Raw genomic sequence first — 13,512 nt, 5'->3', positions numbered from 1 at the left:
CCTTTTACTACACATTATATTTTTAACCATTTATGGAAATATTATGTTTACTGGAGGGTTAGATTTGATTGATTATATCTTTTTCATAAAAGCTTTAATTAGTTTTTCCTTTCTTTTCATCTTAACTAAATTGATGGGAAAGAAACAGTTAGCTCAACTTACCTATTTTGATTATATTGTCGGTATTACCATTGGTAACTTTACAGCAACAATGGTAATAGAACCCGAGATCCGGACGATGGACGCCGTCATTGCGCTAACTGTTTGGGGTGTTCTGCCAACTTTTATGAGTTATTTCAGCAGAAAAAGGTCTTCACTTCGTAACACATTTGAAGGCAGACCTACCATTGTAATTGAAAATGGCAAATTCCGTGAAGATGCATTGATTAAAGAAAACCTTACTGCTCACAATTTAATGCTTTTATTACGCAAGGATGGAAATTTTAAATTGCAAGATATTGAACTCGCCATTTTGGAGACAAACGGAGATCTAAGTGTCATCCAAAAGAAAAGCGCTAGAAATGTTACAGTTCAGGATCTTACTCAAAGTGGACAAACAGAAAAGGAACCTCGTGTGCTGGTGATTGATGGTTACCTTCTAGAGAGGGCGTTAAAGGAAGTCAATCTTTCAAAAGAATGGCTCCTTGAAGAAATCAGGAAAGAAGGTGCCTCGGATTTACAAGAAGTCCTTCTTGCACAGCTGCAGCCAGATGGCTCACTATACCTTGACATCTGGACCGGAAATATAAAGAAACTTCATTCCTGAAACAGATTCTTTGTTGATGAGAATTACAGTATAGCTACCACGAATTAACTCACGTCCTAAGTGTTGATGAATCACTTGGGACATTTCTCGTTTTATGCAATGTGCCTACATAGCAAGGACATAAATATAACAATGAACATCCTCCTTATAGAGACGCAAATACGCAAGAAAAGGCCTTCCATCAGTTCATAAAGTGATGGAAGGCCTTTAGTTTTATTAATCCCCTCAGCAGCGAGATTATAGTAAAAGAGTCTGTTTATTATTTCTTAGGTATTTCAACAGTAAAGGGCTCCAAATCCTTAGAGGGAATAAGACTTGAAAAATCAAATAGCAACATTGTATTTTCCACCTTAAAATTCTCAATCCTTTCTTTTCCATTTAAGTCAAAAGTAGATTGAAAGTGTGCTGTTGCCTTATCAATCGTTTTCACTTTATTAAAGGAGATACCGTGATTTTTAGGAGGCAAAGGATTTTCAGGGTCAATCTTGTCTAAATAGTCCTTATCAACCAACCAGAAAAGGTATTCTAAGTTATGGTTAATCGTTTCTAATTGATCTTTACTCACATTCTTCGGAAGTCCTGTAAGTTGATAATCTATTACCAATTTACCTTCTTGTTGAGTAACATTATTTACCTGCAGGCCTAAATTGAACCGTGTGCTATTTAGTGTAAAGGTTTTTTTGTCCAAACTTTGTTGTACTTTCGGATCAGCGAAAGATAGAGTCGGATAAAATGTCAGCGAAGAAATATCATTCTCCACGATTGTCATTCCTCTGCGGATGGTGCTGTGGAACCCATCTTCTTGTCTATTTTCAGATAGGACTGTTCCATTATCAAACCGGTACACCTTTCCTTTATCATCCACTGCTTTATCAATATAGATATCATCACCTTTATATTTCTCTACTGTTTCATAAGTAAGAGTTGATGACGCTTTTGCAATAAGAATCTTTTTCATCCGAATCTTCACCCCCTCATCAGGGTAAGCTTGCTCCTGTTCAATAACCCTTGTATTGTTCTTATCCTGTTGGATAGGGACATCAAAGTTCCATTCCCCTTTAATGCCGTTGATAGAATGAATGGTGAGCGGGAGAATAAAGTTATCTTGGATGTTTTCATATGGGTAGTTCATTCTCCACTGAAAGTTGTATCCCTTTTTCACCTTTCTAATATCATTTGACATCCCGCCCAGCCACGGATCATGGTCTCCTTTATTCCCCTGAAAGTTTACATCAAAGTTAACTTCCCCTTTTTCGTTATGCCCATTTTCAACATTCTCATCGACAAATCCGGTAATGGAAACAATGTTGCCGTCAAAATAAGAACTGGTCAGTTTCACGGTTACTCCGTTATTTGTCTGCGAAGTATTTAATACGGTGACCGCTCCCTGAATGGCCAAGTCTGCACCGATTGAATCATCAAACTCTTGGAAGAGGGAACCGATGAAAGGGGCATTTGCCAATACTTTGTTCATCGTTGGGCTGATAAAACCTGAAGCTATCGTAAGCCCAAGAAGTGCTGCTGCAGTCGCCACGCCAGCAAAAACCTTCTTCCTTACTACTTTTCTCCTATTAGCTCCTTTGTTTATCCCTCTGGAAATCGCACTAAACACTTTATCTTTCGGAACAGGTATTTGTTCTATTGAACCTTTAAGTTCTTTTTTATCCATGGCACTTGTCCTCCTCATTGTTATAGGACTTTTTTAATTCTGCTTTCCCTCTGCTTAAATAAGTTTTTACCGTACTTTCGGGAATCTCCATGATACTGCTAATTGTTTTAATCGAGTAATCGTGATAGTAAAAAAGAATAATGGCTGTACAATAATTCTCTTTGAGCTGCTTAATTGCATCCAGCAGTTGTAAGGATTCTTCAATGTTTACATTTGCTTGGTCCGGCAGATTCGACAATATTTCATCACTCAGCGGAACAACATTCTTCTTCCTCTTTAGAACACGGCCTGAACACCGAATAACAATCCTGGTTAACCAGGTCGAAAAATACTCCGGGTTTTTTAACGAATGAATAGATGTAAAGGCCTGATAGGTTGCCTCCTGGACAACATCCAACGCATCTTCTTCATTATGTACATAAAGATAGGCAGTCCGGTATATTTTTTCATAGTGCTGTTGAACTAACTTCTCAAAGGCATTTCTATTGCCTTTGATTGCTTTTTTCACTAGCCGGTGGCTTTCCATTTCCATCTTTTTAACCCCCTTTACTAATTAGTGGTATCTTTTATCTAGAAAAGTTTCAAAAATTATTTTTAGGAAAAGCATAACATGTAAATAAATCCATGAATCAAAAAAATAGTTGCTTTTAACATGTAATCTTATAACCAAAGCAATTAGCTATATGAGAAACAAATTACTAATACTGAAATTCTTAAAGCAAAAAAGAAAAAGGACCACTATAGAAAGTAAGTAGTTCAGATAACGTGGAGAAACAGTAGAAATAACATTTGAAATCGAGTATAAAATCGCAAAGATTTTATACTCGATTTTTTGTTGATATGTAAGAGTTATGACTTTTTTCATCGCTAAATTAACAAGTTAAATAACATACCAATTAACAGGATGACAATAGTTATTGTCTTTGTGTAATTTTTATTGTGAATTAGGCTGTCATTTGAAGTGTAAAAAAACAACCAAAGGGAATAGGAAATTTATGTTAAAATATATATAAGCAAATAACTCTTGTTCCGCTTAAAGGCAGATTAGCTTCATAACTTTGGTTTGTGGTAATGGAGAAAAGAGGTTTAATATAGAGATGAAAACGATAAAAGTAGAAGAAATAATGAAGGTTTTATTAGATTCCTGGTCTTTAGAGTCAAGTTCCAAGTGGAGTAAGGACAACCCTGCGAAAGGACAATGTGGTGTAACAGCACTAGTAGTAAATGATATTTTGGGCGGGGAAATAAGGAAAACTAAACTGCCTGATGGGTGGCATTTTTATAACTTCATTAATAAGAAACGATACGATTTTACAGATTCTCAATTTTTAGAGAACATCACATATAACGATTTGCTTTCAAATAGAGAAGAAGCATTTGCCGATACTAATGCCGAACAGTATTACTACTTAAAACAAAAAGTATCAACTGCTTTATTTAGCTAAAAGGGGCAATAATGGAATAAGTTCCTGCAAAAAAAGCTCAGTGCAAAATACTCTGAGCTTTTTTTGTGCTATTTACTATGTGAATTAACCTGTGAAATCAAATGTTATTTAGCCTGTTATTTTAGGTTTTCTCCACAATAAGTGAACTACTTATATAGGAAGTAGCCCTTTATTTTCAACTATTTATTTCTCTAGATAGCAGCAGTTTAATGAAACGGAATTACATTATACCGTCCACAATTTTCCAGAGTGCACCCTCTGCAAGTCACCCTTATAGAAAGAAAATCGTGCCATTCAATTTCCACAGCATTTTTTAAATTTCTTCCCGCTCCCACATGGACAAGGATCGTTTCTGCCTACCTTTTGACGGGATTGGAGACTAATGACCTCTCCTTTTTTATCCGGCAATGGCATTAACTCCTTCTTGTCCCGTCTGCTTAGCTCCGTTGGTGCATATCCCTTTAAATACCATTCCCTAGTATGATTCATGAGAGGAACAACCACATCCGTCAATTTCTGGACATCGTCTAAGCTATCGAATATGAGCTGTGTCTGCAGTAATTGAAAAATTCTACTGGGCATATCCCCCATTTTCGTTTGAATAATACAGGTGTCAAGAAGCTCTATTGCCTCTTTTTTTGGAAGCCGGTATTTCTGTGTCAAAAGGGATAGTAGCTGAGAAGACCCTTTCGGTCGCTCCACATAATCCGTTTTACCTGCTTCAAGAAGCTGTTTCTTCGAGAATGGATAATAGTCAAGATCTCCTCTTGATTCCTGCTCCTCTAAAATGTTCATAGGATTCATCACTTCCCAGTAGGAAAAGCCGTACTCATCAACGTACATTTCATGATAGTATTCCATCGCCTCAGATATAACAGAATGATATGCCTGAAAGTCGGGATGAATAGGACTATACTTCTCAACTAGTTCTATCAGCTTCTCATGCGGCACCGTTCCGTAATAATAGAGCAACCCCCGTGTTATTTTGATCCATTCCGTATTCCGTTTTACCTCTGCAAGTACACCCTGATCTTGAATAACCTCTCCTAAGGAAGGCAATAGTTCCTGTGGAATCATCACGATGGGTTTACCTTGGTAAGAACCGGTATATATAAAACCTGTTTTAGGAAAATACTCCATCTCTTCTATCTCTATATTCTTTGCGCTGATGACTCCTTCATTAGCCAGTAGATTTTTCAATAAAAATAAGCGACGTTCATCAAATTGGCTGACAGCAAACTTTACATGCGAAGGGAAGTTCTCACACAAATGTTGAATTAACTCCGCCTTCTTTAAGGAACTAACATTTTTAATTTGCAGCCTTTTCCGGATATCATGGAGATCAGCCATTCTTAATCGAGATAACCCTTCTTTTAATGAAGCTATCCCTTTGGCTTTATCTCTATCATTACTATTTATAGTCATTTTTACACTCCTTTCATATAGAGTCCCACCTCTGATATAGGCATGGCAACTCCATACTGACGTACGGTTCGTCTCTATTATTTTTCATTGTAACACGCTCATGCTTTTGATTGAAACGGGGTTTACTGCTCTCGGAGATATTAAATGAATGCGAGATAGTGATAGGTGAGTATTAACAAAAAAAGACACCCTCTTCATCAAGAACTTCGTTTTTAGAAGAAAAATAAGTACTCAGGATTAAGGTCTATAGTTAAGCCGGTGGACCTTTGCAGGATTTCTGCTTTCGTTTAAAACCCCTAATAAAAAAGGTGCCTGCCCTCCAGAACGCTAAAGCATTCACACACTGGGGGCAGGCACCTTCATTTAACTTACGGTGAACTAAAAGAAGCCTTTTTGAAAAAAATAGAGCATTTTCTGCAGCTGGCTCTTCCACAAACGCTCCCTTTTGTTTGACTCTCATCAGTAGAATTTGAGTGTTCAACCAATTTAACTTTTTGGCCATGTTTTAGAAATCTGAATCCATTAGGAAACCTTTTGGTACCAAGTAATATAGAACTGAAATTAAGAAAGAAATCGCTGATTGATGAGTCTATTATAAACCAGTGAATGTAACAACTATTATAAAATGCTTTTTGGCTTCTTAATTGATAATTTTTTTAAAATGTTCCTTCCAGCTAACAACGCAAAATATAAAGGAATTGTGACTAGTAATATTGCATAAAAGTCTCGTAAAGCAAGGTAAGTTGCAGAGTGAAGACCTTTAATAAGTAAGTGAGCAAACAGGTAGGATATAGGCAATAGAATAAGTTTTTCTAGTACATTTTTTATTCTTTCGTTCTTACGGAATATGGCCAATCCAATTCCACAAATAAGTAAAATTCCTATAGCAAACAACACATAGTAGCTTAAAACGAGCCGAGGTAACGTCATGACACCCCCATTCGTTATTGAATTTCCATAAATCAAAGTATTTTCACTTCCATCAGTATTGTAATAATAGATTGAAGCAACCGTTTCTCCATTCGGGTTTAATACAGTATTTTCCAGGTTGTTTTTACTTATTTTCTGGTGCCAAATCGTTTCCCATGTAGTTATATCATAGACATAACCTGAATTGTCTTCTGCTGGATATTGATTTACATCGAATCCAGAGACTTCTTCACCAAAATTCAAAAGTACAGTTCCGTCATCCTTTTCGATAATTGTAACCGAGTTTTCATTATAAGAGATGTATGCTGGTGTTGTCAGATAAGCCATTGTAAGCACTGCAAAAACCAATGTTGCCATGACTGAAAAAATAATCGCTTGCAGCTTGTTCCTTCGCAATGTATTTTGTATGTTTCTTAAGGGAGCTATATCGGTATCTATCGGCATTTCTTCAAAAGTCCGCATATCTTCAAGTCGTTTTTTGCAGTTTTCACAAGAATCTATATGTTCTTTAACTATATCTCTAGTATCTTGACTTGCCATATTCTCGACATATAACGGCAATACATCCCTAATTACATTACAGCTAATTCTCATTAATAATCCCCCAATCGCGCTTTAATCTTTTCTCTAGCACGGTGATAAGTAACACAAGCCCAGTTATCACTTTTTGCAAACAATTTGCCAATTTGCTTAAATGATAGTTCTCCAAATACACGGAGCATAAAGACTTTTTTGTACGGCTCTTTTAAATCCTGGATCATTTCATGTACCTTCATAGACGCTTCTGAAGTGGCTATTTCTTGTTCTACATTGTCTCTACTAGCTGTTTCTGGAACCGACTCAAAATCTACAGTGCTTTTTTTCTTACGCAAATAAGAATAATAACTGTTTTTGGCAATTTGGCATAACCACACACGGATATCACTATCCCCTCTGAAACTGTCTAGCGATGTTAATGCCTTCATAAAAGTTTCCGAAGTGATATCTTCAGCGATATGCTTATCGCCAGATAGACTATACACATATAAAAATACATCTTTGAAGTATGTATTATAAATATCCTCAAGCTGTGTCACCAGCTCACCTCCTTACACATAAGACGCGATAAACTTCAGTATCTTACAAAATTATAAAAAAACCGAACAAAGTACGCACGGCCCTTTTTCTTCTACTATAATTATTGGGAAGAAAGTGCCCGCCCCCCAGCACGCTAAGGCATTCACACACTGGGGGGCAGGCACTTTTATTTATTCAAATATGGGAAGGCGTTAGCAAAATGTTAGCAATTTAAAACAGTTAGACTCCAATCGTTGTTTCATATTCTCGGCAAGAGATGATGTTGCTAAACCTAAATGACACATCAAGTTAGTCTTTCATGGAGTTCCTTCAGTTTTATATTTACAAGCATATTAGCACTTAGATTCTTCCATTCTAATTTTTCAAAAGACACCACTTCATTAATTCCATTTATTTTTAGTTTAACCAAAAAAGTATGGTTATCTTGTAAGCAGTAATGCCAATTATTATCTATTATTCCTTTACCTTCTGGATTGTATTTATCAGCCTGATTAATCATTTGAATGAATGTATTTACAGCTCCGATTACTTCATTTTTATAATGAGTGTCTATATTCATTAGTTATACACCTCTTATTTTATTTTCGGAAAAGACTATTGACGATTATTTACATTTTTTTAATATATAAAAAAAGTATGAAGACTACTAAAGAAATATTAGTAGTTTCATACTTTATTGATAAAATACTTCCTTTACATTTATGTTGCCAGTTCTGTGTCCATATTTTGAGAACTTATAACGAATGTACATAGATATTTTATCTTCATGTGTGGATAAAATTATTTGTTTATTTGGAAAATCATTTCTAAGCAATTCAACAAACGAGGCCATATTTATTTCATCCATAGTCTGGATTGGATCATCTATTAATAAAGTACTCAGACCACTATTATTATAGACCCTATTTAAGGCTAAAGAGAAAGCAAGGACAGTTGCTGATAATTGACCAGAACTAAATGAATGCATGATATCATGTGCAGTTTTCTCAGGTGGAACAAAATTAATTGCTTTTAATTGAGGATCATCTGCATGCTCACTTTGTTCCTCTTTAATGAACACTCCAATACCCCTTTGATGAGTTTGTATAATTTTCCCACTATAAATGTAAAATGGTATTTCAATTTCACTAATCATTTTAGCACGGTAGCCATTAATCTTTTCATTATAAATACCAATTGAATCATTAAGATTTTTAATAGATTCATCTATTAGTCCCAATTGATTAATTAATCTTTGATGTTTTTTAAACGACTCGCTAGCTTGTATATAATACATATATTCAATGTATTGTATCTTTTGATCAATATTTATTATATTGATGCCTTTGATTACCTCTTCATCATTATCAAAGACACTCTTATAAAGTTCTCGATATACATGATATTTTTCATTTTCTAGTTTACTACTAAGGAGTTTACTGTAAAGGACTTCTTTAATCCTCTCAACCATCTCGCTTAAATTATTCACATAGTTCTTTTCTTTATTATAGTAATTTGATATATCAATATTTAAATCACTGAAAAACTTCTTGGCTGCATTAAAATCTATATTTAATAGTTTATATTCTTGCAGTTGGTTAAAATAATTATCTGTGATTGAGCCTCTAACAAATTCGTCTATAATAATTATCAGTGGACTTAAACAATTTTTATAAATTTGATCGATTTCTTCCATTATTATAGCTGACGAATTGTCAAGTTCCTCTTTAAAAATTTCAGTTTTATTCTCTATTTGCTGTATAAGGTCTCGGTAAGTTTCCCACTCTTTTCCACAAAGCGGACAATGATTGCCATCAACTTGCTTACTATTAATATACTCTTTGTATTTTGATATAAGATCATTTCTTGAGGTAAGTAGCTTTTCCACAATACGTGAGATATTACTTGAATTTTCTCTTAAATTTTTAATATAATTTATCTTTTGGATAAGATTCTCTTTACTAAGAGTGGGGTTAAAATGTTCATACAACAAACTCCAATTTATTCCACTTGTAAATATATCCTTGTTTTCAATCTTTATTTTTATATCTTCAAATAATTTTTTTAGATTATTACTGGTCTTAATTTGCTCAAATTCTTCATCAAAATACCCTAAGATAACTAAAGCTGATAGTCTCTGATCTTTCGAAGCAATACCTCGAATTCTTTCGTTTTTTGCTTCAAGTATAAATTCATTAAAGTTAGTGATTAGACCTTTAATATCTTCTAGTTGTTCTATGTAATTGGCTTTCTGCTCTTTGTCTAAGGGTTTAATAATTTTTTGATCCCAAACAATTTTATTGGAGGGAATGTTAATTAATTGAAAGTACTCAACTTCAGTTGTTTCATCACCTTCTTTACTAGTCGTAAAATCTATGGATATTTCGGAAATTTTTCTATTTAAATTAGTCTTATAATGAATTAATCTATTTTTTGCTTTTTCAAGAATATCTCGTTCTTTTATTTCTAGATCAATGTTAAAGAGTTTACCAATGTGATCCATACGTTCTTTTTCATTTCTTCTTAGTAAGTGACTTGATTCCTCTTGTTCAATATAATGGTATAAGCTGTACTTAGACTCAAAACCTGAAATTCCAAATAACTCTTCAATAGTTCCCTGAGATGACTTATTCTCATCTGTTAAGTCCCCTTCAAACTCTCCAAGCAAATGTACAGAATAGTCAAAATCAAAGGGTCTCTTTCTAGATCTACTTAATGAACTAGGTTCAATCTTACGTCCAATAATAATTTTTTCAATAAAATTAAAAGTAGTATCAAATTTTTCCAATTCTATCTTTAAAATAATTGCTTTAGATTGATCTTTAGCAAATAAGTAATCATCGTATCCTCTGTTTCCTACATTTATTTTTAATTGTTTAATACGTCTAATACTTCCTGTCAAAGTTAATTCTATTACATCATATATACTAGTTTTCCCAAATCCATTAGGTCCATCCAGAATTGTAACAGTTTGATCTTTAAAATAAATGTTTGCTTTTTCTATTGACTTGAAATTTTCAATATAGACCCTTGATATTTTTATACTATTCAATGTATTCACAACCTATCACAGTTAAGATGTCATTAATCTGAAGTTCCGGGTCTTTAATGTATTGTTCGAGCATTAAACTAACTATATTGGATTGTGTTTGATTAAGCTTTTCGTCAATTTCCTTCTTTAAACTTACTAAATTCTCTTGCTTTATATTTACACTTAAAAATGGTAACTTTATGAATAACTTTGATACTAAATCGTATATAACGGCTTCTTGATTTTCAATAGTATTTCTATTTTCTTCTTTCTTTTTAAAAGAAGAAAATAGTTTTTTCTCTAGCAAAAAGTAATTTAATATTTTTAATAAGGGTTCTTCTTTCATTTCATTTAATTGAATTATTAATGCTTCAAATTGACCTTTGGTATATGTTAATACATATTTTTTAAAGTCATAGGGGTCTTCCTCTATATTGTAAATATATCTTGTGCGTTCTTTTGAATATGCTATAGATTCAGTCTCTAGCAAAAGTAGGAAAGAAAGATTCTTATCTAAGCCTGATACATTCATTTCTAGTAGAATAGAATCAAGACATTGAGTTAATTCTTGCTGTAACCCCTCAAGATTTACCTCTCCTTCTCTGAAATTCCCGACTAGATAAAAGTCAAATTTATTGTTAATTGTTCTGGTAAAAAAAGAGAAGTTGGCTGAAAAATCTCCATTGAAAATTAATCGCTCATAAAATTCAAATCCAGCTTCGATAAAGATAGTTTTAACGAAATTATTCATTCGATCTAAATTCCTCCATAGCAGATTTTATATCCATAAATTTTATTTTTTTTGGTCCAGTGAATTTTTCTCTACTTTTATAATCTATGTCTGATTCCACTTCTGTAATAGTTCCCTTGTACTCTTCATTAATTGATTTATTGATATAGGTTTCAACCTCAAAGAGAAGTTCTAGAAGCGATTCATCATTATTAAAGTTATTGAATATATCCTTACCAACTGTAGAACAAGCGTTTCTTCCTGAGTTAAGAATAAGGGTAATCAAGCTAGCTACCTTGTTTTTTTTTATAAGGAGAATATCATTTTTTAATGTCGCTGTTTCTAGCATATGATGAAAAGTAAACAAACACTCAAATAACATTTGCTTAACCCCATGCTGGTCAATAAGTCTTTTGTATTCTGCTATACTGATAGAATCAGACCTTTTCATTTTGATATTAGGGGCAATTTTTCTGCAAATGAGTACAAAGTCTTCAGGTGTTAACAGTTTTAATACGTCTATATGATGGATCCAGATTTTTGCTTTTTCTTCTTCTAGTTCTAGGTCAATTCCCTGTTCTTCACAGTATTCTTCAAAATATGTTGTTAGATCGTCCATAAGTAAACTAGCAACTGTTTCACTAGTTAGGTTAAAAACATTCTCACTCTGAAGAATTTCTAATACTTTGTTGAAAGTAATTACTGGATCTGATTGTCTTTTTAAATGGATGTCAGCAATGAGATTATTAACCGTATGTAGTAAGTTTGAGTAAGCATAATCAAGATTCTCTACACTTATTGAAGAGGGACTTCTATGGGTGTCATTTTGAAGAAATATTTTAAGTTGTTCTTTTATTCTGTTGTTAATTTCGTCCACTTGGACAACCCTATTAACATTTATTTTTCCATCATGTTGATTAATGTTTAGCTTACTCCATGCTCCTTCAAATCTCCCTTCCTCAAATAGCAATTTTTTAAAATGATTGAATAAATCTTTCTTTTTGCGAGGTACATAAGCAATTAAATCATTTTTCAAATTCTCAACAGTGAATTCTTTAATGTTTATCGCTGTATGTAGACTTGCTTCTTTTACAGATGGTTGTATGATTGTCTTTCCTAATAATTCAAGAACCGTAGCTTTATATCCACCAATAGTTTCTTTGTCTTGATATGATTTCACTTGATGTATCGAGTAATAATCACCCTTGTATTTAATACAAAAATCTTCAAACAATTCAATTTCAAGTGTGTAGTTATTTACATCCTCATTACCCGCACCGATTTGATTAATTAAGCAAAGCATAGTGTACATTGCTACCTTACCTTGATATGTATATCCATTCCAAGAAGAAGCAGCACTGCCACACGCAACATCTGTCCAATTTATGTCCATTTCAGTATTATTCATATATCCTCCCACTTGTTACATATTAGAATAGTACAGCACAGTTTCACAATTCTTCACATTCCAACATCTCTCCACCTATTTTACCAAAAATTTCATCTAAATAAATGTTTGTAATCTATTAAAATTAGCAAAATCACAAGATATTATGATGTAAGAATTTTACCGGTTAAATTCAATTCAACTAAATAAAGTAACTAACAAACGAGAACCGCAGTAACTAGATTCTATCCATTTTGGAGATGGTCTTGTGCTGCGGTTTTTCTTTTTAAATTTTAAAGAAAGAGGAAATTGCAAATGAGCAAATAGCAAAAAGCTAGCGAAGATCTTAAAAAAGATAAGAAAACCATTGAACAGTTGGAGGATGAAGAAATTACGAAATATCTTGAGATAGAAGATCTTGCTCTGTTTTTAAAAACAGCTATGGAACATGGCTTGGAACACGATTACTTGGCATTTTTCATTCTTTCCTATACCGGTATTCGCGGCGGGGAGTTAATCGCGCTCATGTGGAAGGATATTGATTTTGTGAATCACACCATCAGCATCACGAAAACGCTTTACAACCTAAGCAATAATCCGCTGAACTATCAACTAGTTACGCCAAAGACAAGGAAATCACGAAGGTAAATCATCGTGGATGAAGAGGTTATAGGGGCGTTGAAGGAACATAAAAAGGTTACAAGACGAAGTAATCGAGCGGTTAGGAAATGCTTACTATAACCATGATTTTATTTTTGCCAAAACTGGGCGCCACTACGGTTATCCCATCGTGCTAAAGAACTTTCGAGACCGAATGAAAAGGCTGCTTAGAATCGCAGGTTTGAATGAAGATTTAACCCCGCACAGTCTAAGGCACACCCATACATCACTGCTCGCCGAAGCGCGTGTGTCACTTGAACAAATCTTGGACCGTCTCGGTCATACTGACGATCAAATTACGAAAAATGTGTATCTCCACGTCACCCAAGACATGAAAAAAGAAGCCTCTCAAAAGTTCGCTGAACTTATGAGAAGCCTCCGTTAATATCCTTAATGTTAGCAAAATGTTAGCA

General features: G+C 33.9%; 13 protein-coding genes. 4 read left to right on the top strand and 9 right to left on the bottom strand.

Translation table 11 applies throughout. The annotated features are described in order from the left end of the window. Positions 1–64 precede the first annotated feature (64 nt). Positions 65–766, top strand: coding sequence for a YetF domain-containing protein (locus GJU40_RS11700; RefSeq protein WP_170289391.1), 702 nt, complete (start codon positions 65–67; stop codon positions 764–766). A 259-nt stretch (positions 767–1,025) separates the two neighbouring features. Here GJU40_RS11700 and GJU40_RS11695 read toward each other — a convergent pair whose 3' ends face one another. Next, entirely contained in the window at positions 1,026–2,435 is a 1,410-nt protein-coding gene (locus tag GJU40_RS11695) for a DUF4179 domain-containing protein (RefSeq protein WP_170289390.1), read from the bottom strand. Then, positions 2,428–2,967: a sigma-70 family RNA polymerase sigma factor gene (locus GJU40_RS11690; RefSeq protein WP_343031536.1), complete on the bottom strand. Its 540-nt coding sequence runs from the start codon at positions 2,965–2,967 to the stop codon at positions 2,428–2,430. The genes GJU40_RS11695 and GJU40_RS11690 overlap by 8 nt, the downstream gene beginning before the upstream one ends. Before the next feature lie 565 nt (positions 2,968–3,532). Here GJU40_RS11690 and GJU40_RS11685 point away from each other — a divergent pair. After that, positions 3,533–3,880 carry a YunG family protein gene (locus GJU40_RS11685; RefSeq protein WP_154307938.1) on the top strand — a complete coding sequence of 116 codons (348 nt, stop codon included), beginning with the start codon at positions 3,533–3,535 and terminating at the stop codon, positions 3,878–3,880. 294 nt (positions 3,881–4,174) lie between these two features. On the opposite strand, the gene GJU40_RS11680 is transcribed toward GJU40_RS11685, so the two are convergent. The 7 genes from GJU40_RS11680 to GJU40_RS11650 all read right to left on the bottom strand — a co-directional run bounded on the left by GJU40_RS11680 (position 4,175) and on the right by GJU40_RS11650 (position 12,460). Then, on the bottom strand, positions 4,175–5,305 hold the full coding sequence (locus tag GJU40_RS11680) for an SEC-C metal-binding domain-containing protein (RefSeq protein ID WP_154307937.1): 1,131 nt from the start codon (positions 5,303–5,305) through the stop codon (positions 4,175–4,177). Positions 5,306–5,923: 618 nt separating this feature from the next. After that, complete coding sequence (locus GJU40_RS11675; protein WP_154307936.1) at positions 5,924–6,829, bottom strand: zf-HC2 domain-containing protein; 906 nt, start codon at positions 6,827–6,829, stop codon at positions 5,924–5,926. Beyond that, entirely contained in the window at positions 6,829–7,311 is a 483-nt protein-coding gene (locus GJU40_RS11670; RefSeq protein ID WP_343031535.1) for an RNA polymerase sigma factor, read from the bottom strand. Before GJU40_RS11670 ends, GJU40_RS11675 begins: the two co-directional genes overlap by 1 nt. Before the next feature lie 284 nt (positions 7,312–7,595). Beyond that, entirely contained in the window at positions 7,596–7,871 is a 276-nt protein-coding gene (locus tag GJU40_RS11665; RefSeq protein ID WP_154307934.1) for a hypothetical protein, read from the bottom strand. A 114-nt stretch (positions 7,872–7,985) separates the two neighbouring features. After that, positions 7,986–10,343 carry an AAA family ATPase gene (locus GJU40_RS11660; RefSeq protein WP_170289389.1) on the bottom strand — a complete coding sequence of 786 codons (2,358 nt, stop codon included), beginning with the start codon at positions 10,341–10,343 and terminating at the stop codon, positions 7,986–7,988. After that, the gene (locus GJU40_RS11655; protein ID WP_154307932.1) at positions 10,336–11,073 is read right to left on the bottom strand and encodes an ABC-three component system middle component 1; all 738 of its coding nucleotides are present in this window, start codon (positions 11,071–11,073) and stop codon (positions 10,336–10,338) included. The genes GJU40_RS11660 and GJU40_RS11655 overlap by 8 nt, the downstream gene beginning before the upstream one ends. Further along, on the bottom strand, positions 11,066–12,460 hold the full coding sequence (locus GJU40_RS11650; RefSeq protein ID WP_154307931.1) for an ABC-three component system protein: 1,395 nt from the start codon (positions 12,458–12,460) through the stop codon (positions 11,066–11,068). Before GJU40_RS11650 ends, GJU40_RS11655 begins: the two co-directional genes overlap by 8 nt. A gap of 354 nt (positions 12,461–12,814) precedes the next feature. Between GJU40_RS11650 and GJU40_RS21235 the strand changes: the two genes are divergently transcribed. After that, the gene (locus tag GJU40_RS21235; RefSeq protein ID WP_154307930.1) at positions 12,815–13,087 is read left to right on the top strand and encodes a tyrosine-type recombinase/integrase; all 273 of its coding nucleotides are present in this window, start codon (positions 12,815–12,817) and stop codon (positions 13,085–13,087) included. A 40-nt stretch (positions 13,088–13,127) separates the two neighbouring features. Then, positions 13,128–13,484, top strand: coding sequence for a tyrosine-type recombinase/integrase (locus GJU40_RS21230; protein WP_343031537.1), 357 nt, complete (start codon positions 13,128–13,130; stop codon positions 13,482–13,484). Positions 13,485–13,512: the final 28 nt, after the last annotated feature.

The organism is Metabacillus lacus, assembly GCF_009674805.1.
Lineage (GTDB): Bacteria > Bacillota > Bacilli > Bacillales > Bacillaceae > Metabacillus_C > Metabacillus_C lacus.
The sequence above is the reverse complement of the archived record's forward strand: the minus strand, read 5'-3'. Positions and strand labels throughout refer to the sequence as shown.